The sequence below is a fragment of the Brevibacillus sedimenti genome (assembly GCF_020923495.1).
GTDB lineage: Bacteria > Bacillota > Bacilli > Brevibacillales > Brevibacillaceae > Brevibacillus > Brevibacillus aydinogluensis.
Genome location: NZ_CP064048.1, coordinates 87,501 through 109,366, shown reverse-complemented (window position 1 = coordinate 109,366; position 21,866 = coordinate 87,501). Strand labels below are relative to the sequence as shown.

The following is a 21,866-nucleotide window of genomic DNA, read 5'->3' as shown; positions in this document are numbered from 1 at the left end:
CAAGAGGACGAGCGCTTTCGTCCGTTCAGCTCCGCAGAATGTCCTCCACCGGCCGCTTCTCCAGGACGTAGCGGACGATCGACTGATCCCGCAGAAGATCGGTCACCACATAGCCCTGCTCAAAGTAATGGGTAAACAGTGCGCGGGTCGCTTCCCGCCAGGCTGCAGCCGCGCCCATGTCTGCCTGTTTGACCGCCTGAAAATGAGCGGGGACTGACAGCAGCAGCCGCTCGTCGGAACGGTTCAGCCGGATGTCCCGCGGGCGGGGCAGCTCGCTGCTCAGGTCGCAGCACAGCACCTCCGGAACGGCGGCCGTGTCGGAGCGTTCAGGCTTACCTGTGCGGTGACGCTCCACCCGATCGCTGGCGATAAACCACTCAACCAAAAAGCGGTCAGTCGGCAGTCCCCGGTTCAGGTCGTCGTTCAGTTCGCCGTAACAGTTGGGGAGATAACGGCGGACGATGCCGCCCAGCTTGGCGATGTTCAGATAGCCGTTCACCGTCTCCAGCGGGTCGTACGTCCAGGTGATCTTGGGGTATCCGGCCTGAAGGGCTTCTTCCCGCTGCATCCATTTCATCCGGACGCCCAACCCCTGCTGGCGGTACTCGGGCAAAAATCCCAGCATGTGCGAGCACAGGTGCAGTTCACCGTCCGTATAACCGGGAAAGCTGTACAAAAAGCCGATCATCCGGTCACCGTCGTAGGCGCCGAGAAAGAGGCCGCCAAACTTGGCGACGGTCAGCGTCATGTGCAGCGGAATCACGGATGAACCGCTCCAGATGGTGCCTTCCAACGCTTCCAGTGCATGCAGCTCCTCTTTATCCGTCAATTTGCGAATCGTTATTGTCATGGCGTATGTCCTCCATCCGTGTGTTTGTAAATCCATTCGGGGCGGATGCTCGTATTCCTGCCCGGAGCGGCGGTTGCATCCCGCTCCCCCCTTGGCTGATAATAATAGGGACGCGGTTTTGCCGCGTACAGGAGGAGGTTTTGGCCGGAATGAATCAGTTTCAGCTTGAGCTGTGGAAGAGATTGACCGAAGCGCCGGGAGTTTCCGGTTTTGAAGCGCCCGTGCGAACCGTTATGCGGGAGTACATATCGAGGTATACGCAGGAAATCGTCTGCGATAATCTGGGGAGCTTGTTCGGCGTGATGCGCGGGGATGAAAACGGGCCCCGCATCATGGCGGCGGGTCACTTGGACGAAGTGGGCTTCATGGTGACGCGGATATCGGACAAGGGATTCCTCTCGTTTCAAACCGTTGGCGGCTGGTGGGGACAGGTCCTGCTGGCGCAGCGGGTGCAGGTCCTGACTCCTGCCGGTGCGATCGACGGGGTGATCAGCTCCATCCCGCCGCACGTGCTGAGCGATGATCAGCGCAATCGGCCGATGGACGTTCGCAACATGTACATCGACATCGGCGTGGATTCACGCCAGGAGGCGGAGCAGCTGGGCGTCCGGCCGGGGCAGCCGGTGGTGCCGGTCTGTCCGTTTACCGTAATGGCAAATCCGAAGCGGCTGATGGCCAAAGCGTGGGACAACCGCTACGGCTGCAGCCTTGCGGTAGAGCTGGCCAAGGAGCTGCACGACTGCCCCAGCCACCCCAACGTGGTCTACGTGGGGGCCACGGTACAGGAAGAATTGGCGGGCGCCCGCGGAGCCAAGACGGCGGCGGCCGTAATCGAACCGGATCTGTTCCTGGCATTGGATGCGAGTCCGGCCGGCGACATCCCCGGCGTCAGGGAAGAGGGCGGAAAATTGGGCGGCGGCGTGCTGATGCGGCTGTACGACCCGGTCTTTATCCTGCAGCCGGGGCTGCGCGACTTTTTGATTGCGATTTGCGAAGAGGAGAACATCCCCTACCAGTTCTATGTCGCCAAAGGGGGCACGGACGCCGGACCGGTTCAGTACCACGGCCAGGGAGTGCCTTCCGCTGTGATCGGCATCCCGGCCCGCTATATTCACAGCCATGCGGCCATCATCGACCGGGACGACTACGAAGCGGCCAAGCGCCTGCTGTTTGCTGCCGTGCGCAAGCTGGACCGGGCGGCGCTGGACGCAATCAAGCCGCGCTAGGGGGAATGTGGCGTGAACGCTGTGACGTTTTACACCCGGCGTCAGGGCGAAGAGACGTCGTTTGAGTACAACTTCTACGACAACGGCTTTTCGCCGAGCAATCTGGCCGTCCGCAAAGTGCTGATGGCGATGCTGGAGAGCGTCCACCATCGCTTGACCCACCTGGAAGTGGAGTACAACGACGGCATGCTGGCCGACAAGGTGGGAGCGCGCCGGGCGGGTGAACTGCTCCGGTTTTTGGGGGCGTCCAAAACGAACATGAAAGAAACCTACAGCGGGAATGTGGTGGTCAGCCGCGTGTTTCGCGCCCCGCTGACGCCTGAGCGCTATGACTACTTTCACACCCTCCAGGATGTATCCCAGTTGTCCCACTACCGGCTGCAGGAGCAGGAGAAGGATCGGATTGTCTTTTACTTCACCCGTTATCTGCAGTTGATCGCGCCGCAACAGGAAGCGGAACGCTTTGCCGAGCGTCTGGATGCGTACGGCCTGCCGTACAGATGGGTGCCCATCGACAGGGGAGAGTGAAAAACAAACAGCCATGTTGCTCCAAGTGGAAAAGCAGCATGGCTGTTTTATAGCGGAATGCCCGATTTCCGATGGTAAGACGGCTGGGCCAGGGCGATTTCACGGTCGTCAAATCGGTCGAGCAAAAGCTGGTTGGCCCGTGAGATGTGATGGGCGTGATAGAACGTCTCTTCCGTCACGCTTTGAAAAAAGGCGTCCACCACTTGGGGACAAAACTGCGTGCCCGTGTTGCGGATGATTTCGTCGCACGCTTTGGAAAAGGAGAGCCCTTTCCGATAGGCGCGAGACGAGGTCATCGCGTCGAACGCGTCGGCGACAGCGGAGATCCGGGCGACGAGCGGAATGTCATGTCCCTTCAATCCATCGGGGTACCCTTTCCCGTCAAAGCGCTCGTGATGGTGACGGGTGATGACGAGAATCGTCTCGATCTGCTCTGAATCCTGCGTCCCGGCCTGGACAAACAGTTTGCGCAGCAGCGCTTCCCCGCGCACCGGATGGGCTTTGATGATCTCGTATTCTTCGTCCGTGAGCCGCCCCGGTTTCAGCAGTATGCTGTCCTCGATACCGATTTTGCCGATGTCGTGCAGCAGTCCGCCGGTGTACACCGTATCCAGCATCGCTTCGTCCATGCCCATCTGCTTGCCGATGACGCGCATGTAATAGGCGACCCGCTGGGAGTGGCCCGAGGTGTAGGCATCCCGCTCCTCCAGGGCGACTGCCAGCGACTTCAGGATGCTCTGGTTGGCTTCGGCCAGCTGTTCGCCGCGCCGCTTGGAGTTCAGCAGCAGCTTTTCCTGCCGCTGGGTCAGGTAGATCAGGATTGCCGTGATCAGGTAGTTGCCGGCCACCAGCATAATCAGCATCGCTTTGAAGATGGAAAATTGCTGATAAAATCGCTCTTCCGACGTCACAATGCCGACGTACCAGTCCCACTGCGGAAAGTAGCGGACGACGGAAATTCTGCTCTCGGGAGAAGCGCCGTCCGGGGGCTGCCACTGAAACGAGAGGTGGTGCTTACCTTCGTTCAGCACTTCCCGGATGAGATGATGCCCTTCCGGAGTGGGAAGCGTGTTCAGGTTTTGCCCTTCCCAATCGGCATGAATCGTCAGAATTCCTTGGGAGTTGAATGCAAACAGGCTTACTCCCTCACCCATCGTCAAGCGGGCAGCGCTGCTGTCGCGCGTGCCGTCAGGACGTTTGGGGCCGGCGAAGAATTCCTTCATTCGCTCTTCAGCTTCCGTGATGGTAAGGGAGCCTTCCTCGACCCGAGCGTTCACCAAGGAAAGGATCTGGAAAACAGTATCCAACTGCCTGTCCATCGCTTGCACTCCGTTTGTGTAGTACTGCAGTCGTGCTTGTGAGTACCCGAGGTACACGACGCAGGTAAACAGAATGGGCAGGAGCATGAGGAACCAGGGGTAAAGGCGCGTTTGGGTTGCAAATTTTAGAGGCAAGGCGCGACGTCCTTTCCGCATTTTGGTATTCTTCTCCCTCATAATAGGGCAAATCGACATAACCTTCAATAAATTCCCCGAATGTTGTCGAAAAATAGTGAAGGAGTGGTCGAACCACTCCTTCCGCTATGTCGAGGGGCGATTAGGCCCTTCCAGCTTCTTGTCCCCGTAGCCGGGGTTGTCGTTTTGCGTGGATGCAGGTTGGACGTTGCGCTCGGACCGTACGTCCTGATTGTTGGAAACGCGTTTTTCCGGCAGCTTCACGTCTTGCTTCCCTCCTTTCTGCCCGTTATGTGCAGCTCTCCCTGTGCGTCTGGCACTCTGCCCCGCTTGTGGCGCGGCATGGCGTACAGGGCAAACAGGCCGAGAATGGCCGCCAGCAGCACCGTTGTCAGCGCGTAGGCGATCCAGGGGTACGGACTGGCTACTCCGCCCAGCCGTTCCACCAGGGTGCCGCCGATGCTGGTGCCGAGTGCCGTCCCGATCCCGGAGACGAAGTTGGCCACACCGAAATAGGCGTTCAGCCAGTTCTCCTTGGCAAAATAACCGACCAGGCTGTCCAGGACGGGCAAAAACATCATTTCCCCAAGAATAAACAGCACGGCAGACGCGCTGAGTGTGGCGAATTGCCGGGCAAAGCCGATCCCGAACAACCCGGCGCCCAACAGCGCAATCCCCGCCACGAGCGCCAGATATGGATTGATCCGCGCCAGCACGAAGCGGGAGATAACACCTTGCAGCAGCACGACGCTGACGGAGTTGATGGTCCAGATCAGGCCAATCAGGGTCGAAGTGGAAAGCACGTGTTCGCCGCGCAGAGGGAGCACCAGGGCAAACTGGGCATAAAACGCCCAGATGAGCAGCGAGATGCCGGAGAACATCAGGAAACTGCGATGGCGCAGGATCTGCAGATATTCCGGCAGCGGCGTCCGGCGGCAGTCCGGACCGACGCATCGGTCGTTGGGCAGCGTCAGCCGCGTGATGACGGCCAGTGTGGCAAACACCAGCGAGGAGAGCAAAAAGGGCGTTCGTCCAAGGGCGGTCAACCAGGTGATGGTCAGCCCGGCGACAATAATCCCCAGATGGGCAAAAATGCCCCGCCAGGAAAAGGCGACAGTCCGCTCCTCCTCTGACACGGCGTCAGCAATCGTGGCCTTGATCGCCGGAGCGAGCAGCCCGACGCCCAGACCGTTTACGCCCGAAAACACGAGAAACTGCCAAAACGCCTGGCCAACGTGATAGCCGAGCATCGCCAGCCCCTGCAGCAGCGCGCCCGCTATCATGATGGAACGTCTGCCAAAGCGATCGGACAGAGGTCCCCCGAGAAGACTGGCCGCCTGATAGGCAATGCTTCCCGCCCCGAGAACCAGTCCGACCTGTGTAAGGGACAAGGTTCGCACGTTTTGCAGGAAGACGGGAAACACGGGGATGATCAGATAGGCGGCCACGTGCATGAAAAAAACCAGCGCCAAGAGCAGCGTGTAGGTTTTGTTTCGCCGGAGCGATTCCGTTCCCAAAATCATGGCGCCGCCTCCTTGTGACACAGTCTCTCCGATAGTATGGATGAACGCTGGCAAGAACTATGCACCTCTTTCAGCCGTTGGGCGAAAGCGGAAAATCGCAGTCAACAGGCGGCCGTCCAATCCATCCGGCTTTTTGCGACATATACCTAATACTGTATACGGCCATGGGCCGAACGTACGGCACACGGGTACAGGCTGGAGCAACGAGGAGGGACAGAATGAGAACATTATTCAAACACGAAGGATTTGAAGTCATCATCTGGATCCTGGTGATTATCTTTCTTCTCTCCATTTTCTTTGACGAAGGGATAGAGTAGGATGAGCGCATATCGCCCAATCAGCCGATTAAACCGTTACTACAAAACCAACAAGGGCTTCAGGGCTTGGGTACAGGCCAATGAACGGTGGTTCAAGGAAAATCCGGAAGTGTTCCAGCAGCTTCTGCACAATCCGAACATGGTTCACCTGTTCATGAACCTGATGGTCATGCAGGCGCCGCGCATCCAACGCAGGCTGGGCCGGATGAGACGAAAAAAAAGATGAAACGCACGGCATGTCAGCGACGGCATGCCGTGTGTTTTTGGGCAGGGACGAGCCGTGCCTGTGCGTTTGTCCCGGGAAATGGCGAGCCCTCCGGCAGTTTGGCATGTCCCCGTACTAGCCCCGGTGTTTTCTTCATATTTGCCTGACAAGCGGCGTAGGGATAAGCATACGCTGCCTTGTCGGGAGGAATGAAGGCATGTCTCAGGTGATACTTACCTTTTTTATCGCGTACGGGATCGTCGTTGGCGGGTCCCTTTCCGGCGGATTGGGCTATTTTCTGGCGGCAGAAAAACCGCCGCTCTGGTCGATGAAGGAACTGGCGGACCAGTTGAAGATCTGGGGGCTGGTGGGCGCTCTGGGCGGCACGTTTGACTCCTTTTTACAGATTGAAAAAATCCTCGTGGGCCACTTTCACCCCGTGGTAAAACAGTTGGTGATGATCGTGGTGGCGTTTCTCGGCGCCCATATGGGCACGATCACCGTCCAATGGCTGTGGCAGGTGCGTTCATGAGTGCAAGTCTGTGGAAGCGGTACGTCGCCCTGCTGGTGTTGGGCGCCATGTTGGGGGGGACGGGGGTGCTGCTGGTATACGGTCGGGAAATGGAACAGATGCTGGTCCTGAACCAGAGTTTGCAAATGTTGACGGAAAAATTGCGGGAAGAGAACGAGGCGCTGAGGCAGACCCAGCGGGTGTCCCGCAAAAAGCAGGACGTGGTGATCGAGGAGATCCGCGTGGTCGTGCTGGAGCCGAAGCCGCACCCGACGATCGAGGTACAGGTGGCGCGCCATTTGGAAAAAGACCTCGCCTCCCTGAAGGGCAAAAAAGTAGAGCAGGTGGCCGGCGTGCACGAGGTGCTGCATGAAATGCTCAGGAGAAGGGAGTACGTGGTGGACGACGAGGGCACGATAGCCGAGGTGCGGGTGAAAACGGTGGCAATCAGCCGCGATCTGTTTCTGTTTGTTACAGTGGAAACGAAGCGGGAGGGGACCTGACGGCAAACAGACGAAATTGTCAAAAAAATACAGTCTCCGCATGAAACTTTCTGCTGCACGACCCGTATAACCAAACTGAAACTCCGGCGGACGCGAACCGCAGCGGAGCAAACGGAACCAAAGGAGAGAATGAAGCGATGTCGATGTTCAAAAAGCTGCTGGCCAGCGTTGGGATCGGCTCCGCGCAGGTTGACGCCCGGCTGGAGCAGGATTCCCTCATGCCTGGCGACATGGTGAGAGGGGAAATCCACATAGCGGGCGGTGACGTGGCCCAGGAGATCGACGACATCTACATGTACGTCGTCACCCACTACGAACGGGAAGTAAACGACAGCAAGGTAAAAGAGGAGTGCATCCTGGTCAAGCACAGACTGTCCGAGCGCTTTACACTGCTGCCCAAAGAGCGAAGAGTGCTGCCGTTTGCCTTCCAACTGCCGTATGAGACGCCGCTGACGATTGGACGGCAGCCGGTCTATCTGCGGACCGGGCTGGACATCAAGAACGCCATTGACCCGGCTGATTCCGACTTCATCGAGGTTCGTCCGCATCCCTTGATGGCAAAGGTGTTGGACGCCATTCAACGGATCGGGTTCCAACTGTACAAAGTGGACTGCGAGTACAATCGCTACCTGGGTCGCCGCTATCCGTTCGTGCAGGAATTTGAATTCCGTCCGATCGGCCCGTACCGCAGCCGTCTGGAAGAATTGGAAGCCGTCTTTCACCTTCGCGATGGAGAGCTGGAAGTGCTGCTGGAACTGGATAAACGGGCGCGCGGTCTGCTGGGCGCTCTTGAGGAAGCGTTCAACCTGGATGAGCGCTATGCCCGCTTCCGCCTGACTGAGGCCGATCTGAACCGGCCGACTGATATGATCGCCGATCAGATAGAGGAAATCATTCGCCGCAACATACGCTAAGCACGGAAAAAACTGTCTGGCAAATTCTGCTCAGGCAGTATTTTTTTGCCCTGCGCCTGTTCTTTTATTGTCTATTTTTTGATTTGCACGTATGAGCCGGGATTTTTCAGACAATACTGAGACCACAGAGAACCGCAAGGAGGAAAAAAAGGAATGAATTTACTGGAGAAAACGAGAAAGATTAATGTGATGCTGCAAAAAACGATGGGAGGCAGCGGAGTCGGCTACCACGACCTGGCCCGACTTTTGTCCGACGTCATCGACGCCAACGTCTACATCATCACTGCCGACGGCTCCATCATCGGCAGCGGACTGCAGCAGGATTTTGCCGTCGGTGAGCAGACGAAAGACTTGCTTCCTGCCGGCTATCATCAGCGGCTGCTGGAGGTAAGCCAATCACTGGCCAACGAACCGGTGCAAAGCCCCTACAGCATGGTGACACCCGACTTGGTGTCGCTTTTCCCGCAGATGATGACCACCATCGTGCCGATCAACGCCGGAGGCAGCCGCCTCGGCACACTCGTCCTGCTGCGGGCGTACGGCCAATTTGAGACGGAGGATCTGATCCTGGCGGAAATCGGCGCCACCGTCATCGGCATGAAAATTGTCCGCCAGCGCACGGAGCAGATCGAAAGCGAGGTGCGCGACAAAACCTTTGCCAAAATTGCGCTCTCGTCCCTGTCGTACAGCGAGCAGATCGCTATCGAGAAAATCATGGAACAGCTCGATGCCAAGGAAGGGCTGCTCGTCGCCAGCCAACTGGCTGATCAGGCCGGCCTGACCCGCTCCGTCATCGTCAACGCGCTCAGAAAACTGGCCAGCGCGGGCGTGCTGGAGTCCCGCTCGCTCGGCATGAAAGGCACCTATATTAAAGTGTTGAACGACAAGTTTCCGGACGAACTGGCGAAATGGAAGACGTCGTAACACGCGGCGGCGCCTGCTTTCCGCAGGGAAGGGCGCGCATGACTGACTGCTTCGCCTTCAAAAAGGAAAACACACCCGCAGGCGTTACAGCGCTGCGGGTGTTTGTTCGTTGCGGCTGCCGTCGCCAGGTTGGTGCGGCTGCGGCGAGTCGGTCGTTTCCGCCGCCGTCCGGCCGGACCAGAGCGGATGCTCCTCCATTTGGCGAAACGACCGGAACAAAAGCAGGCTGAGGCCGACCGTCCCGAGTGACAGACCGCCGATCAAAAGCAGTGTGTCCGGAGCGGCCCACCTGCGCTCCAGGAGAACAGAGCAAAGCGCGTAGCTGACCGGGCCCAGACCGACCGACATCAGTGTAAGCAGCGACATCACCCTGCCCAACTTGGCGTCGGGAACGATCGTCTGTATGTAGGTGATCAGCGGAATGTTGGTCATGCTCATCGCCATGCCGACGGCGAACAGCATCGCCAGCCCAAACGCCAATTGATGCATGAACGAGACGGCGGCGATGCCTGCCCCCATCAGACCGACTATCAGGGGCAGGAACTTGTAGCGCCCGCGGAATCCGCCGCACAAGGCAGTGATGACGCCGCCGGCGATGGTGCCCACGCCGAGAGCCGAACTGAGCGAGCTGTAGGCGCTGCCGTCCCAGCCGAGATGCTTGACCAAAAGGGGCAGCCCCATGTTGACCGGACCGGAAAACATCATGTTGAGCACCAGGGACGTCCCGAAGATGATCGTCAGGATCGGGATGGAAAAGGTGAAGCGGATGCCTTCCCAGACGTCGCGGAAGTAGGAAGGCCGAGATGCACGCTGGTGATCCGGTTCTGCCGAAGGCGCCGTTTGGACGGGCTGGAGCCGGAGCGTGAAGAGAATCAGCGTACCGGCGAAAAAGGCGGCAGCCATGATCAAAAACATCGGCGGGTACGGTACGGTGTATAGCAGCATGGCGGCGACCAGCGGACCGCATACCATGCTGAGCTGCTGCGAGATTTCCATCAGGCTGTTTGCTCCGGCCAACTGGTCGCGGCCGACCACAAACGGCAGAATGGAATTGCGCGCGGGCCAGAAAAAAGCGTCCACCGTGCCGAACAGGGCGGCCATCGCGTAGGCGGAGTAGGGAAGCAGTTGGTCATCGTCGTACATGAGCAGCAGGCCGAAGCCGGAGAGCACCATCCCCCGAGCCAGTATGGAACCGACCATGATCCGCTTGCGGCTGATCCTGTCGGCAGCCACTCCGCCCGCCAGCATAAACACAAGACGGGGAATGGACATGCAGATCAAGGTGGTGCCGAGCACCGTCTCCGAGCCGGTCACGTCCACGATAAACCAGGAAAGGGAGACGAAGAACGCACTGTCGGCCAGCGCCGAAATCAGGTTGCCGAACCAGAGTCGGACAAACTGGCTGTTTTTCCACAGTGCGCGTTTAGTTGTCTGGGTCATATTCCGTTTTCCTCCTGCCCATTTTCCTTACCGTTACATCGTCTGCATGCACGAATCCCTCGGGCAGCGATTCATCGTCAGCCACATAGATCTGCTCGTTGGTCATGAAGCCGACGCCGACGAAGTAAAACACTTCTCCCGTATCTTCCGCCTCCCCGGCCCTGATCCGCTGCAGGTGGCGTTCCTCCATCTCGTTCAATTCCTCCAGCAAGGCGTGATACTTTTTGATCCATGCCTTGATCTCGTCCCGCGGCGCCTTAACTTCCCCGTTGAAGGCGTAGAGCGGCGGCCGTTTTTCCTCTTCGGCAAAGAGCAGAAACGATTCGTCCGGCGCGTTGTACAGCCGCGTGATGCTGGTACGCAGGTGGTTGAGCATTACTTCTTGCTGTAAAAGGGTGTCCTCGCGCAGGGACGGCAGCAGGTCTTCGCTCACCTTGAAATCGAAGGCGACGGAACGGTAGAACTTCTGCACAATTCCGTTTTTCTCCTCGGTGCGGACCACGCGGACAAAGCCGTGTTGCTCCAACTCCTTTAGATGGTAATGAACCTTGGAAGGAGAGAGAGAAAGCATCCCGGCCAACTGTTTTCCCGTGTACGCATCTTTGGTCAGCAGCGTGATCATTTCCAGGCGCAGCGCGTCACTAATGGCGCGGAGTTGTTCCAGACTTTCGATGACCATATAACGTTTCAAGAAATAATCACCCTCTTAAAATCATTTGAACATTACGGTATTATCGAAACGTTCAAATTTGTTTGAACGAATTTTATCAAATAAACCTGCAAGTTTTCAAGCATGTATTTCGAATAGTGATGGAGTTCCTATTAATAAATATAATAATTGAAAAAGTTTAGAAAAATGGCTACAATAATGCTCAAATCGGAAAGAAAAGGAAGATTGGCGTGAAGGAACTGTGGAGGCAATCGTCGTTTCGCTGGTACTGGGTGGGACTGTTTTTGTCCGGCCTGGGCAATCAGTTTGGATGGATGGCCTTGACCTGGTTTGTGATGAACAAGACCGGTTCGTCTGCCGCCATGGGGGGTGTCGTCCTGGCATACAACATCCCCGCAGTGCTTGCCGGGCTGGTCGCCGGGGTTCTGCTGGATCGCTTTGACCGGCGGCAGCTGATCATGCTGGACAACGTGCTGCGCGGCCTGATCTTTTTCACGCTGGTGCTGCTGCTGCAGATGGAGGGGACGCCGCTGTGGCTGGTATACGTACTGATCGTCATCGCCGGGATGCTCTCACCCCTCAGCAGCGCGGGTGCCCAGACCCTGCTGCCCCGGCTGGTGACGGACAAATCCCTGCTGGTCAAGGCGAACGGTCTGATGGAAAGCCAGTGGCAGATTAACTATCTGTTCGGGCCCGCTGCGGCCGGGGTATTGATCGCCTGGATCGGGGCGGCCAACGTGCTGATTGTGGACGCCATCGGCTTTTTCCTCTGTGCCTTTTGTTTTTCCCGCCTGAAGCCGGCCGCGGGAGTGGACAGTTTCTCTGTCGAGCGGATGGACGAAAAAGAGGCAGAGGAGATCCAAGGGAAGGCGGCGGAAAGCAGCGGGAGTGTGGTCGCATTCGGTCCGTTCCCGCGTTCGCTGATCGCCGACATCCGCACCGGTTACTGTTACCTGCTGGGGCGCCGCCGCCTGTTGTGGCTTGTGCTGTTCACCTTTTTCTTCAACATGGCGTACGGCCCGGTGGAGGTGGGGCTGCCGCTGTACGCCAATAACGATCTGGAAGGCGGAGCAGTCTCGCTCGGACTGCTTTGGTCCGCCTTGGCGGCGGGGGCGCTGCTCGGGTCGATCCTGTTTTCCGCTGTTACCTGGAAACTCCCGACCGGCGTGACGCTGGCGGCCATCATCGGCGTGTGGGGGATCACGACGCTGCCGCTTGCCCTGTTTACCCGCGTCGAGGTGGCGATGCTGGCGATGGCGCTGGCCGGACTCAGTTTTTCACCCTACAACATCTTGTACCGCAGTCATCTGCAAAAACACGTGCCCGAAGAACTGCTGGGGCGGGTGCTGACCAGCGTCCGCACGATTACGGGGACGGGCATGCCTGCCGGGGCGGCTGCTGCCGGCTGGCTCATCCCCGTATGCGGAGTGCAGGGAATGTTCGGCGCTGCCTCCGTCGTCTGCGTGGTGACCGGTCTGCTCGCGTATGTGGCGCTGCGGCGGCTGGATGAGCCGGAGCTACTTCCGGTTCAGCAGGGGGGCGAGGAGGCGCTTCACGCCATGGGGCAGCATCGTGTAGAGCAGTGACAGGAGATGCAGCCGGAGGGGCATGGCCACTTCCGGCTGCTTTGCTTCCACAGCCCGGATGATTCGAGCCGCTGTCTGCTCCGGCGTCAGGAGATAGCGGCGGACTTTTTCCCGGTACGCGCCTGTCTGGTCCGCCCGCTGCAAAAACGGCGTGTCGATCGGTCCGGGCATGGCGCAGGTGACGTGGATGCCGCTGTCTGCCAACTCATGGCGCAGTCCCTCACTCAGCCGGATCACAGCTGCTTTGCTGGCAGCGTACACGGCCGCTTTTGCCGTCGCCACCTGGCCGGCGAGCGATGCGATGTTTACGATGTGGCCGGAGCGGGCCGCAAGCATCATCGGCAAAAACGCGCGGATCACATACAGCGGACCGGCGATGTTGGTAGCCAGAATGGTTTCCAGCTGGTCTTGGCGCATCTCGGCCAGCGGAACGAATACGGCAGTGCCCGCGTTGTTGTAGAGAAGGTCGCAGCGGCCAAAGCGAAGCTGTACCCAGTCGGCAAAATGCTGCACGGCTTCGTTGGCGGTGACGTCGAGCTGATGGAGAAACAGGCGGTCGGACGCACCCAGACGTTCGTGCATCGCTGCCAGACTGTCCATGGATCGGCCGGTCGCGACCACGGTATCTCCTTTTGTCAGGTGAAGTCTCGTCAGTTCCTGCCCGAGACCGCCTGCTGCGCCGGTAATGACGACGATGCGCGGGTTGCTCATGAAACAGGTCTCCTTTCGCGAAACATGCCAGGAAGGCGGCAGTCATGGTTTTGCCGAACGGCGTGATGTCAAGGAAGCCTTAATTTGCGGGGGTATAAGCTGTATGTGCGTGGTAAAGGATAGCCTCTAGGAGGTGAGACACATGCCCATCGTAAAATGCAGCGTTTCCAACTGCGAATACTGGAGCGAAGGCAACAACTGTTCCGCCGAGATGATCATGGTGGAAATTGACAGTCACGCCCACGCAAATTTTAAGGAAGAGTTTGCCGGTGAGTACGGACACGACAGCCAGCACAAGGATCAGGTGAACGACTCCTCCCAAACCTGTTGTCACACGTTCAAACCGAAGAAAGACGAGAAAAAGTAAGGAAAAAAGACGTATCCCGTGCCGGGGATGCGTCTTTTTTCCATGTGCTGCAGGCCGCACTCTGTCCCATCGCCGCGGTCTCAGCGGGAACGGCACTCTCACCGTAGAGCGGGTGGCCGCTTTACGCGTTGGCCTTTTCCAGCGCCAGCTGCTCCACCAGGGTGTCCACCTGCTCCCAGGAGGTGACCCGTTGCACCAGACGGGGGAGCGTGCCCTGGTTGTACGGAGTGTCGAACAAAAAGACCGGGATGGAGAGGGCCTCAGCCAGCTGCAGCGCGTTTTCCAACCGGTCTTCCAAAAACAGGTCCACCTGCCACTTTCGGGCGGCGGCCAGCTTGTCGTGCGAACCGATCAAATCCATATGGTGGTACGGAATCTGATAGCGGGAGAACCACTTTGTGGTGACCTCCAGATGACGGGCTTCCCGGGCGCTGATGTACACCAGTTTGTGCCGCTTGTACCACTGGCGCAGCACCCGGTCGGCCGCGCCGTGGACAGGGGCGACGTCGTACAGGCGCTCGCCGTGCTTGTCCAGCCAGTCTGCAAAGACTTCGTCGCTGATCCCGTAGACCGTGGCCAGATTGTAATCAATACAGTCTTCGTATCGCAATTGTTTGCCAAAGCTTTCATTCATCAGAGGGACAATGCTGCTCGGCTCCGTGACAGTGCCGTCAATGTCGATGCCAATCGTTAGGGGGTTCTCTGGTTTCATCCTCTCGCCTCCAGTTTAAATTGTACACCCTCGGCAGAGAATAAGGCTACTTCCTTCATCACAATCCTTTTGAAAAAAGGGGCTGAGCATGGCATGGCGTACGATCGAGACGAGCGTGTGAATGCCGAGCAGAAGGAAGGAGAAAACGGCCTGACGGAGATGTTCGATCAGCGGGATACCGAGTTCGCCGACTCCTGGATGGGGGCTGTGTTGGATGAAAATGCCGCCCGTTCCCGAGGGAACATCCAGTATGATCCCTACTCCCAGACGGAACGTTACCTGGGAGAACAAAACGTGGACACGGCAGGAGCCGATCTGACACAGCAGGCAGACCGGGAAGGGGAGAAACGGGGGGACAACCGCCAGGATGACTCCACCCTGAACGGGAACGACGTGGAAACGGCCGCGGAAATTGCCGAACCCGTCCGGAACACGCCCACCACTGACACGCGTACCACTGACGACGTCGACACGCAGGCAGACGGCGGAGCCAGCGGGATTGGTTGGACAGGATTGGGCTTGTCCATTCTGTCGCTGTTTCTGCTCCCGTATATCGTCGCTCCGATTGGCGTGGTGCTGGGATACCTGGCGTACCGGCGAAACGCTCGTACACTCGGGGTCTGGGCGATGATCGTAGGGGCGATTGCCATTATTGGCGCGCTGATCATCTATCCGTATTACATCGCCCGATGACGGTGGCGCCTCGTCGAAAAAACCTCTCCGGTGACGGAGAGGTTTTTTCCTGTCTGATCGGTTCGGTCGTCCGGGGACTTATCGGTACAAAGCGGAGACGAACGGGGTGACGGCGGCGGTGACGGCGTCGCGAAACACCTCGGAGCGCCGGATTCGTCCCTTCCGTCAACAATCCGTAAGCGCCGCCGCGCTGATTGGTTCCCGTGGTGCCGCTCCACTCGTCGATGATCGTCCGAAGCTCGATGCCTTCCTGTTTGATCCGTTCCACCGCCAAGTTTGGGATGGGAAAAAACAGTCCCTTGCCCAGGCAAAGCCGCCTGCCGTCCCAAGCGGCGCAGACGGAGAGCAGATACCATTGATTCGTGTACCGATCGTCAAACGTCAAGCCCCCTTCCAGCCCCAAGCCGATGTCGGCGTTCGGGACCCGGTTCAACACCGCTTTGGCCCGGTTGATCGCCCCTGTGATCGTCTCTTCCTCGGAAAGCGGCTGGGCGGAGACGCCGGACGGCACCGCCAGACAGATCGGTTCCGTTCCTGTCGCCAACACGACTGCTGTCCGTTTCGCCTGATTGACTGTGCCCAGTGCGAAGCGCAGCGCGGACATATCCATGCCGCACACCTCCTGCTGCAGATTGGCTAGGGGTAGTATACCACTTCCCCACGTCCAGGGCTTCTGTGGTAAGATAAAGCGAGAAATACAATTTCGGAGCAAAAATGAGGGGCGAACCATGAAATTTACCAAAATGCACGGACTGGGCAACGACTACGTATACGTGGACTGTTTTTCCGAACCGCTGACGGGCGTGGATCTGCCGGAACTGGCACGGCGGGTCAGCGACCGCAACTTTGGCATCGGCAGTGACGGTTTGATTCTGATCATGCCCTCGGAGCAGGCTGACTTTCGCATGCGGGTCTTCAACAACGACGGCAGCGAAGCGAAAAACTGCGGCAACGGCCTGCGCTGCGTGAGCAAATACGTGTACGACCACGGATTGACGGACAAGACGTCGTTTTCCGTAGAAACGCTGGGCGGCATCGTCACTCCGTCCGTAACGGTGGGCGTCGACGGCAAGGTGGAGCTGGTGACCATTGACATGGGGGAACCGCAATTTGTCCGGTCGGCCATTCCCATGACCGGAGAGCCGGGGGAACGAGTGATCGGCCAGCCGCTCACCATCGACGGCCGCACGTTTACGATGACTGCCGTCTCGATGGGCAATCCTCACGCCGTGCTGATTGTCGATGAGCTGAACGAAGCGGACGTGGTGAAGTACGGACCGGTCATCGAGCGGCACGAGTGGTTCCCCGAGCGCACCAATGTGGAGTTCATTCAGGTGCTGAACCGGCAGGAAGTGCTGTTCCGCGTCTGGGAACGCGGTTCGGGAGTGACGCTCGCCTGCGGCACGGGAGCGTGTGCAGCGGCGGTGGCTGCCAGCCTCAGCGGCTTGACCGACCGGACTGTAACTGTACATCTGGCGGGCGGGGATTTGGTGGTCGAATGGCGGGAGAGCGACAACCGCGTGTACATGACCGGCCCTGCAACAGAGGTATATTCCGGCGTTTATCACGGTTCGCTTCCGTATACAGGCTGACTTAAAAAGCATAAATCGTTGGCCGAGGCCGTCCCTTTATTACATAGGGGACGGCTTTTTTGGCAAAGGAACAGCCGCACATGCGCATACTACGGAATAAAAGCTAAAGCGAGGTACTCTGATGGCGGCAAAGTTTGCATATGTAATCGCGACGATCGTCGGGTTGCTGATACTGATCGGGTACGCATACTGGCGGAGCGTGAGGCGGTAAGGGGAAATCATTGACCGGGGCGAAGGCGTAAAAAAGCGTGGAAGTCGGCACAAACAGTCGTGCTTCTTCCACGCTGGCAGGTAAGGCTAAGGCAAAGGCAAAGGTTCACCCGTTGTACACCTCGTTCAGGTAGACCGTCACCGTTTCATCAGACTGCTTGCTGCCCAGCTTCGCCAATTCGGCACGCAGCCTTCTCAGTTCTGCCTCCATTTTGCGGATTTTCTCTTCCATCTCCATTGTCCGTGTTGTCATGGTGCTTCTCTCCTTCGCTTCTCGTTCTCTAAATTTATTGACTATTCTAACGAATGGACATTGCTGTGTAAAGAGCCCGCCTGCCAATGTAAGCGCTTGTGTTTGTGAACAATTTGTGAAGGTTTTTGCCGCTTTTTTCTCCCCGGCGTTGTTCCCCGCCGAAAAGTGGGAGAAAATAAGGGGAAGTATGCTCCCGGCTATATGTTGATCGGAACTGTCGTGTTATGATGAAAAGTAGACTTTGGGCGAACAGCCCTCAGGAAGGTGTGGACTGGTGATTTATTTGGACAACAGCGCCACGACTCGTCCTCATCCGCAGGTGGTTGAGGTGGTCAAACGGGCGATGGAGACCTACTATGGGAATCCGTCCTCGCTGCATCAAAAAGGGCTCGAAGCAGAGAACATCCTGAAGCAGGCACGCGCGGTAGCCGCCCGTTTCCTCGGGTGCAAACCGTCGGAAATCATCTTTACGTCCGGCGGCACCGAGAGCAACAACGCTGCGATCAAAGGTGTGGCCATGCAGTTTCAGAGCCGGGGAAGACATATCATTACGACGAGCGTGGAGCACCCTGCCGTCTATGATGTATGCAAGCAGTTGGAAGAGTTCGGTTTTTCCGTTACGTATTTGCCGGTTGACAGCGCGGGTCGTGTCTCTGTGGAAGACCTGAAACGGGCGATCCGGTCGGATACCATTCTCGTTTCCGTCATGCACGTAAACAACGAGTTGGGGACGGTGCAGCCCATCGCCGAGATCGGCGCCCTGCTGAAGCAGCACCCGAAAATTCTGTTCCACGTCGACGCCGTGCAAAGCGTCGGCAAACTGCCGATTCGCCTGAAGGAGTGGGGCATCGACCTGCTCAGCGTATCGGCCCATAAATTTTACGGACCGCGTGGCGTCGGCATCCTGTACAAACGGGAGGGATTGATTCTCCAGCCGCTGTTGATGGGCGGGGGGCAGGAGGGTGGTTTCCGCTCCGGAACGGAGAATCTGCCAGCCATCGCCGGCATGGCCAAAGCAATCCGATTGCTGGAAGAGATGGGGCCGGAAGAACCCGCCCGGCTGGCGTCCATCACCCAGGTGCTGCGGCAGGGATTGGCCGAGATTCCCGGATGCGTCGTCAACACGCCAAGCGAGGGAGCGGCCCCTCACATCGTCAACGTCTCGTTTCCCGGGATGAAGGCGGAAGTGCTGCTGCACGCGCTGGAGGAACGAGGCTACCTCGTTTCCACCAAATCAGCCTGCTCCTCCAAGGCAAACGAGCCCAGCCGGGTATTGATGGCCGCTCTGCAGGACAGGGAGCGGGCACTGTCGGCCATTCGCATCAGCGTGGGACGGGAGAACACCATTGAGGAGGCGCGGGCATTTGTTGCTGCCGCTTCTGAGTGTGTCGCCAGCATCCGTCCCCATATGAAAGCAAAAGCGTAACATGTAAAGGAGCAAACCATGAAGTACGATGTCATTTTGATTCGTTACGGCGAACTGGCGTTGAAAGGCCGGAATCGCGATTTGTTTGAAGCAGCCTTGGTACAGAGCGTCAAAAGCGTGCTGCGCCCGTTTGCCAACATCAAGGTGCGCCGAAACTACGGCCGCATGTACGTGGAACTGCACGGAGAGGACGCCCATGCGGTGGTGGAGCGGCTGCGCCGTGTATTCGGCATCTCCTCCATCAGCCCCACCGTTCAGGTGGAGCCGGATGAACAGGCGATCAAGGCGAAGGCGTTGGAGCTGATCCGCCATCTGCAGCCGCAGCCGAAAACGTTTCGGGTGGAGACCCGCCGCGCGGACAAGCGTTTCCCGAAACAGTCGATGGAAGTAAGCCGCATGGTGGGAACGCATATTTTGCGCAACATCCCGGAAATCAAGGTGGATGTTCACCAACCGGAAGCAGTCGTGAACATTGAGATTCGCGCCGAGGGCACGTATATCAGTTGTGAGACGATTCCCGGTCCCGGCGGTCTGCCGGTCGGCTCCGGCGGCAAGGTGCTGCTCTTGCTCTCCGGCGGGATTGACAGCCCGGTTGCCGGCTGGAAGATGATGAAGCGGGGTGTCACCCTGGAAGCGATTCACTTCCACAGCTATCCGTTTACCAGCGAACGGGCCCTGCAAAAAGTCCGCGATCTGGCCCAAAAGCTGGCCCTCTGGGGCGGGACCGTGCGGCTGCACGTCGTTCCGTTTACGGAGATTCAGACGGCCATTCGCGAGAAGTGTCCGGAAGACTACCTGATCACCATCATGCGCCGATTCATGATGCGGATTGCCGAGCAGGTTGCCGCCAGAACCGGTGCCTTGGCGCTGGCGACCGGTGAAAGCCTGGGCCAGGTAGCGTCCCAGACGCTGGAGAGCATGAACACGATCAACAAGGTCGTCTCGATTCCGATTTTGCGTCCGCTGATCGGGATGGACAAGACAGAGATCACCGACATTGCCCGGCGGATTGATACGTACGAGCTGTCCATTTTGCCGTACGAAGACTGCTGCACCATTTTTACGCCGAAAAATCCGGTGACCCGGCCCAAACCGCATGTAGCAGAGCGGTTCGAGGAAAAACTGGACGTGGCGGCGTTGGTGGAGGACGCCGTAAACCGCACCGTAATCGAGGAAATTACGGCGGAGCCGCGGGAAGCGGCAACCGACCTGTTCTAAAGCTAAAGCGGCAAAAGACAGATATGAGCGACGGAATCAATCCAGGGAGGGGAAGCCCATGATCATCCGCTATGAACGAAACGGCAAGGTCAAGCATGGCTGGATGGTGGAATCGGAAAACAAGGTGCGGGTGATTGAAGGAGACATCTACAAAGTGAAAGCGGCCAAGCCCATCATGACGGGTCTGGAACTGCCGCTTGACGAGATCGTGCTGAAAACGCCCTGCACCCCGAGCAAAGTGGTCAGCATCGGTCTCAACTACCGGGACCGCGCGGAAGAGATGGGGATTCAACCTGCGGCGGAACCGGCGATTGCTGTGAAGCCTTCCGTTCAGCTGGCTGGACCGGACGAGTCGCTTGTGTTCCCAGGACGGCCTTACTCCCTTCAATTTGGAGGGGGACTGGCTGTCGTTATCAAAAAAGAGGCGCGTCACATCACTGCGGAAGAAGCCGACGAGTACATTCTCGGGTTTACCTGTGCGATTGACGTTGCCGGTGTGCAGCAGCACGGCGGGCAGCAGACGAAAACAGGGGAAACGGACTCGATTTGTGCATTGGGACCGGCGATCGCCGCCAAGCTGGATTACGCCGATTTGCGCATCGTGACCCGCGTCAATGGGGAGGTGCGGCAGGATTCCAGCACCAAGCAGATGATCTTCTCCATCCCTCGGTTGCTGGAGGCGGTATCCTCCGTCGTGACGCTGCTTCCGGGTGATGTAATGTTGACTGGTACGCCTGCGGGAGCGGGTGAACTGCACCCGGGAGACGAGATTTCCGTGACAGTGGAAGGTATCGGCACGCTGACGACACGCGTGTCAGTCGGCATGGATTAGGATTTGTATCAACACACCAAACAAGACCCCTTCACAGATGGTCAAGACCCCATTTTGTAGACACTTAAAAAACCCCCGGCCGTTAGGCCGCATGCTGACGCCTGTACTCGACTGGCGTCAGCTTATTTAATTTGATTTGCAAACGCTCCTCATTGTAAAAACGAATGTACTCCTCAATTCGTCTTTGCGCCTCATCCAAACTTCGAATATCATAAGGATAGAGAGCTTCTGCCTTTAAGTGCGAGAAGAAACTCTCCATAGGGGAATTGTCTAAACAATTGCCCCTTCGGGACATGCTGATTCGGGCGCCAACCTTTTGCAGCATGTCGTGGTATGCATGGGACGTGTACTGGAAGCCTTGATCGCTGTGTACGATCAGTCCAGTCACGTCCTTATGCTTTTCAAATGCTTTCCGAAACGTCTCTAGGACAAGGACATTGTCATTGTGTAAGCTCACATGGTGCGCCACGATTTCGTTGTGAAACAAGTCTTTAATCGTAGATAAGAAGATACGTTGATCTCCTACACGAAACTGGGTAACATCGGTGACCCACTTCTGGTTCGGTTTCTCGGCTGTGAAGTCACGCTTCAACAAATTTTCGGCAACACGACCATCTGATTCAGCCGCTCGATACGTGCTCCGATACGCTCGTTTGCCACGAATAATGGCTTTCAGCCCAAGAATTTGCATGAGCCGTAACACCTTCTTATGATTCACAACCTTGCCGTATTGACGAAGGAGTTCCGCTTGAATTCTTCGATACCCATATATTCCTTTTCGTTCATCATAGATGGTTTGAATCTGCTGTTTCAGTTCTCCGTCTCTATCCCACTCCTTCTGTGCAAGATATCGATAATACCCACTCCTCGATACACCAAGAAGTTTGGAGAGTTCGGTAATCGGGTACAATGCTGCCACATTCTCCATCACACGATACTTTTTTCTTACACCTCCCGCATCCAGATTTCCAAACACTTTTTTAGAATTTCGTTCTCCCGTTTCAATTTTTTCACATGTCGATCTTGATCGATGTACTCTGGACGTCGTCCACGCTGATCCAAAAGACCGAACTCCCCAAGTTGTTTGTATTTCCGCATCCATTTTTTTACTCGATCCTTATCCTGGATTCCTAAATGCTCAGTGATACGTCTGTATGTCCACTTCTCCTCTACATGCAATCGTATTGCCTCCATTTTCAAC

At 57.5% G+C, this 21,866-nt stretch carries 25 protein-coding genes and 1 pseudogene (1 of these 26 only partly in view); 14 read left to right on the top strand and 12 right to left on the bottom strand.

The window, feature by feature from the left end; translation table 11 throughout:
• Positions 1-25: 25 nt before the first annotated feature.
• On the bottom strand, positions 26-850 hold the full coding sequence (locus IRT44_RS00660) for a GNAT family N-acetyltransferase (protein WP_171567520.1): 825 nt from the start codon (positions 848-850) through the stop codon (positions 26-28).
• Positions 851-999: 149 nt separating this feature from the next.
• On the opposite strand from IRT44_RS00660, the gene IRT44_RS00655 reads away from it, so the two are divergent.
• Both IRT44_RS00655 and IRT44_RS00650 read left to right on the top strand, forming a co-directional pair.
• Entirely contained in the window at positions 1,000-2,076 is a 1,077-nt protein-coding gene (locus IRT44_RS00655; RefSeq protein ID WP_171567521.1) for a M42 family metallopeptidase, read from the top strand.
• Between the two features lie 12 nt (positions 2,077-2,088).
• Entirely contained in the window at positions 2,089-2,604 is a 516-nt protein-coding gene (locus IRT44_RS00650; protein ID WP_171567522.1) for a hypothetical protein, read from the top strand.
• A gap of 47 nt (positions 2,605-2,651) precedes the next feature.
• Here IRT44_RS00650 and IRT44_RS00645 read toward each other — a convergent pair whose 3' ends face one another.
• From IRT44_RS00645 to IRT44_RS00635, 3 genes are all read right to left on the bottom strand, one after another.
• Positions 2,652-3,923 carry an HD domain-containing phosphohydrolase gene (locus IRT44_RS00645; protein WP_171567523.1) on the bottom strand — a complete coding sequence of 424 codons (1,272 nt, stop codon included), beginning with the start codon at positions 3,921-3,923 and terminating at the stop codon, positions 2,652-2,654.
• A 261-nt stretch (positions 3,924-4,184) separates the two neighbouring features.
• Entirely contained in the window at positions 4,185-4,322 is a 138-nt protein-coding gene (locus IRT44_RS00640) for a hypothetical protein (RefSeq protein WP_171567524.1), read from the bottom strand.
• Positions 4,319-5,581: an MFS transporter gene (locus IRT44_RS00635; protein ID WP_171567525.1), complete on the bottom strand. Its 1,263-nt coding sequence runs from the start codon at positions 5,579-5,581 to the stop codon at positions 4,319-4,321. The genes IRT44_RS00640 and IRT44_RS00635 overlap by 4 nt, the downstream gene beginning before the upstream one ends.
• A 318-nt stretch (positions 5,582-5,899) precedes the next feature.
• On the opposite strand from IRT44_RS00635, the gene IRT44_RS00630 reads away from it, so the two are divergent.
• The 5 genes from IRT44_RS00630 to codY all read left to right on the top strand — a co-directional run bounded on the left by IRT44_RS00630 (position 5,900) and on the right by codY (position 8,955).
• On the top strand, positions 5,900-6,124 hold the full coding sequence (locus tag IRT44_RS00630) for a hypothetical protein (RefSeq protein WP_171567526.1): 225 nt from the start codon (positions 5,900-5,902) through the stop codon (positions 6,122-6,124).
• A 196-nt stretch (positions 6,125-6,320) separates the two neighbouring features.
• The gene (locus IRT44_RS00625; RefSeq protein WP_029098722.1) at positions 6,321-6,635 is read left to right on the top strand and encodes a YtrH family sporulation protein; all 315 of its coding nucleotides are present in this window, start codon (positions 6,321-6,323) and stop codon (positions 6,633-6,635) included.
• The gene (locus tag IRT44_RS00620) at positions 6,632-7,117 is read left to right on the top strand and encodes a sporulation membrane protein YtrI (RefSeq protein ID WP_171567527.1); all 486 of its coding nucleotides are present in this window, start codon (positions 6,632-6,634) and stop codon (positions 7,115-7,117) included. The genes IRT44_RS00625 and IRT44_RS00620 overlap by 4 nt, the downstream gene beginning before the upstream one ends.
• Positions 7,118-7,254: 137 nt before the next feature.
• The gene (locus IRT44_RS00615; RefSeq protein WP_171567528.1) at positions 7,255-8,031 is read left to right on the top strand and encodes a sporulation protein; all 777 of its coding nucleotides are present in this window, start codon (positions 7,255-7,257) and stop codon (positions 8,029-8,031) included.
• Between the two features lie 153 nt (positions 8,032-8,184).
• On the top strand, positions 8,185-8,955 hold the full coding sequence (codY, locus tag IRT44_RS00610; RefSeq protein ID WP_171567529.1) for a GTP-sensing pleiotropic transcriptional regulator CodY: 771 nt from the start codon (positions 8,185-8,187) through the stop codon (positions 8,953-8,955).
• A gap of 84 nt (positions 8,956-9,039) precedes the next feature.
• Here codY and IRT44_RS00605 read toward each other — a convergent pair whose 3' ends face one another.
• Entirely contained in the window at positions 9,040-10,395 is a 1,356-nt protein-coding gene (locus IRT44_RS00605) for an MFS transporter (protein WP_230077263.1), read from the bottom strand.
• Positions 10,379-11,086, bottom strand: a complete 708-nt coding sequence (locus IRT44_RS00600; protein ID WP_230077262.1) for an ArsR/SmtB family transcription factor — start codon at positions 11,084-11,086, stop codon at positions 10,379-10,381. The genes IRT44_RS00605 and IRT44_RS00600 overlap by 17 nt, the downstream gene beginning before the upstream one ends.
• A gap of 209 nt (positions 11,087-11,295) precedes the next feature.
• Here IRT44_RS00600 and IRT44_RS00595 point away from each other — a divergent pair, with 209 nt between their 5' ends.
• Positions 11,296-12,651 carry an MFS transporter gene (locus IRT44_RS00595; protein ID WP_171567532.1) on the top strand — a complete coding sequence of 452 codons (1,356 nt, stop codon included), beginning with the start codon at positions 11,296-11,298 and terminating at the stop codon, positions 12,649-12,651.
• On the opposite strand, the gene IRT44_RS00590 is transcribed toward IRT44_RS00595, so the two are convergent.
• Positions 12,583-13,362 carry an SDR family NAD(P)-dependent oxidoreductase gene (locus IRT44_RS00590; RefSeq protein ID WP_230077261.1) on the bottom strand — a complete coding sequence of 260 codons (780 nt, stop codon included), beginning with the start codon at positions 13,360-13,362 and terminating at the stop codon, positions 12,583-12,585. The genes IRT44_RS00595 and IRT44_RS00590 overlap by 69 nt on opposite strands.
• Before the next feature lie 142 nt (positions 13,363-13,504).
• Here IRT44_RS00590 and IRT44_RS00585 point away from each other — a divergent pair, with 142 nt between their 5' ends.
• The gene (locus tag IRT44_RS00585; protein ID WP_171567534.1) at positions 13,505-13,729 is read left to right on the top strand and encodes a DUF1540 domain-containing protein; all 225 of its coding nucleotides are present in this window, start codon (positions 13,505-13,507) and stop codon (positions 13,727-13,729) included.
• 121 nt (positions 13,730-13,850) lie between these two features.
• Here the strand turns inward: IRT44_RS00585 and IRT44_RS00580 are convergent, their stop codons facing one another.
• A complete protein-coding gene (locus IRT44_RS00580; RefSeq protein ID WP_230077260.1) occupies positions 13,851-14,441 on the bottom strand; it encodes a 5' nucleotidase, NT5C type in 591 nt (196 codons plus the stop codon).
• A 93-nt stretch (positions 14,442-14,534) separates the two neighbouring features.
• Between IRT44_RS00580 and IRT44_RS00575 the strand changes: the two genes are divergently transcribed.
• Entirely contained in the window at positions 14,535-15,134 is a 600-nt protein-coding gene (locus IRT44_RS00575) for a DUF456 domain-containing protein (protein WP_230077259.1), read from the top strand.
• Positions 15,135-15,212: 78 nt separating this feature from the next.
• Here IRT44_RS00575 and IRT44_RS00570 read toward each other — a convergent pair.
• Positions 15,213-15,744: pseudogene (locus tag IRT44_RS00570) on the bottom strand (DUF84 family protein).
• 118 nt (positions 15,745-15,862) lie between these two features.
• Between IRT44_RS00570 and dapF the strand changes: the two are divergent.
• A complete protein-coding gene (dapF, locus tag IRT44_RS00565) occupies positions 15,863-16,726 on the top strand; it encodes a diaminopimelate epimerase (protein ID WP_212133082.1) in 864 nt (287 codons plus the stop codon).
• 316 nt (positions 16,727-17,042) lie between these two features.
• Here dapF and IRT44_RS00560 read toward each other — a convergent pair whose 3' ends face one another.
• Positions 17,043-17,189, bottom strand: coding sequence for a hypothetical protein (locus IRT44_RS00560; RefSeq protein ID WP_171567539.1), 147 nt, complete (start codon positions 17,187-17,189; stop codon positions 17,043-17,045).
• A 274-nt stretch (positions 17,190-17,463) separates the two neighbouring features.
• On the opposite strand from IRT44_RS00560, the gene IRT44_RS00555 reads away from it, so the two are divergent.
• From IRT44_RS00555 to IRT44_RS00545, 3 genes are read left to right on the top strand one after another with little or no spacing between them, the layout of a single operon-like run.
• Positions 17,464-18,615, top strand: coding sequence for a cysteine desulfurase family protein (locus IRT44_RS00555; protein ID WP_212133081.1), 1,152 nt, complete (start codon positions 17,464-17,466; stop codon positions 18,613-18,615).
• 18 nt (positions 18,616-18,633) lie between these two features.
• Positions 18,634-19,833: a tRNA uracil 4-sulfurtransferase ThiI gene (thiI, locus tag IRT44_RS00550; RefSeq protein WP_171567541.1), complete on the top strand. Its 1,200-nt coding sequence runs from the start codon at positions 18,634-18,636 to the stop codon at positions 19,831-19,833.
• 58 nt (positions 19,834-19,891) lie between these two features.
• A complete protein-coding gene (locus IRT44_RS00545; RefSeq protein WP_171567542.1) occupies positions 19,892-20,665 on the top strand; it encodes a fumarylacetoacetate hydrolase family protein in 774 nt (257 codons plus the stop codon).
• A gap of 82 nt (positions 20,666-20,747) precedes the next feature.
• On the opposite strand, the gene IRT44_RS00540 is transcribed toward IRT44_RS00545, so the two are convergent.
• Together IRT44_RS00540 and IRT44_RS00535 are read right to left on the bottom strand one after the other, a co-directional pair.
• Entirely contained in the window at positions 20,748-21,593 is an 846-nt protein-coding gene (locus IRT44_RS00540; protein ID WP_230077258.1) for an IS3 family transposase, read from the bottom strand.
• 17 nt (positions 21,594-21,610) lie between these two features.
• Positions 21,611-21,866: the 3' portion of a helix-turn-helix domain-containing protein gene (locus IRT44_RS00535; protein WP_171566349.1), read on the bottom strand. The gene runs 41 nt beyond the window's last position; 256 of the gene's 297 nt are visible here — the last part of the coding sequence; its start codon lies beyond the right edge, outside the window; the stop codon is at positions 21,611-21,613.

Coding starts and splice junctions, on each gene's coding strand:
- IRT44_RS00645 (WP_171567523.1), bottom strand. CDS start 3,923: ATGGACAGGCAGTTGGATACTGTTTTCCAGATCCTTTCCTTGGTGAAC.
- IRT44_RS00620 (WP_171567527.1), top strand. CDS start 6,632: ATGAGTGCAAGTCTGTGGAAGCGGTACGTCGCCCTGCTGGTGTTGGGC.
- IRT44_RS00660 (WP_171567520.1), bottom strand. CDS start 850: ATGACAATAACGATTCGCAAATTGACGGATAAAGAGGAGCTGCATGCA.
- dapF (WP_212133082.1), top strand. CDS start 15,863: ATGAAATTTACCAAAATGCACGGACTGGGCAACGACTACGTATACGTG.
- IRT44_RS00630 (WP_171567526.1), top strand. CDS start 5,900: ATGAGCGCATATCGCCCAATCAGCCGATTAAACCGTTACTACAAAACC.
- IRT44_RS00560 (WP_171567539.1), bottom strand. CDS start 17,189: ATGACAACACGGACAATGGAGATGGAAGAGAAAATCCGCAAAATGGAG.
- IRT44_RS00575 (WP_230077259.1), top strand. CDS start 14,535: ATGGCGTACGATCGAGACGAGCGTGTGAATGCCGAGCAGAAGGAAGGA.
- IRT44_RS00540 (WP_230077258.1), bottom strand. CDS start 21,593: ATGGAGAATGTGGCAGCATTGTACCCGATTACCGAACTCTCCAAACTT.
- thiI (WP_171567541.1), top strand. CDS start 18,634: ATGAAGTACGATGTCATTTTGATTCGTTACGGCGAACTGGCGTTGAAA.
- IRT44_RS00605 (WP_230077263.1), bottom strand. CDS start 10,395: ATGACCCAGACAACTAAACGCGCACTGTGGAAAAACAGCCAGTTTGTC.
- IRT44_RS00545 (WP_171567542.1), top strand. CDS start 19,892: ATGATCATCCGCTATGAACGAAACGGCAAGGTCAAGCATGGCTGGATG.
- codY (WP_171567529.1), top strand. CDS start 8,185: ATGAATTTACTGGAGAAAACGAGAAAGATTAATGTGATGCTGCAAAAA.
- IRT44_RS00655 (WP_171567521.1), top strand. CDS start 1,000: ATGAATCAGTTTCAGCTTGAGCTGTGGAAGAGATTGACCGAAGCGCCG.
- IRT44_RS00590 (WP_230077261.1), bottom strand. CDS start 13,362: ATGAGCAACCCGCGCATCGTCGTCATTACCGGCGCAGCAGGCGGTCTC.
- IRT44_RS00635 (WP_171567525.1), bottom strand. CDS start 5,581: ATGATTTTGGGAACGGAATCGCTCCGGCGAAACAAAACCTACACGCTG.
- IRT44_RS00580 (WP_230077260.1), bottom strand. CDS start 14,441: ATGAAACCAGAGAACCCCCTAACGATTGGCATCGACATTGACGGCACT.
- IRT44_RS00615 (WP_171567528.1), top strand. CDS start 7,255: ATGTCGATGTTCAAAAAGCTGCTGGCCAGCGTTGGGATCGGCTCCGCG.
- IRT44_RS00585 (WP_171567534.1), top strand. CDS start 13,505: ATGCCCATCGTAAAATGCAGCGTTTCCAACTGCGAATACTGGAGCGAA.
- IRT44_RS00625 (WP_029098722.1), top strand. CDS start 6,321: ATGTCTCAGGTGATACTTACCTTTTTTATCGCGTACGGGATCGTCGTT.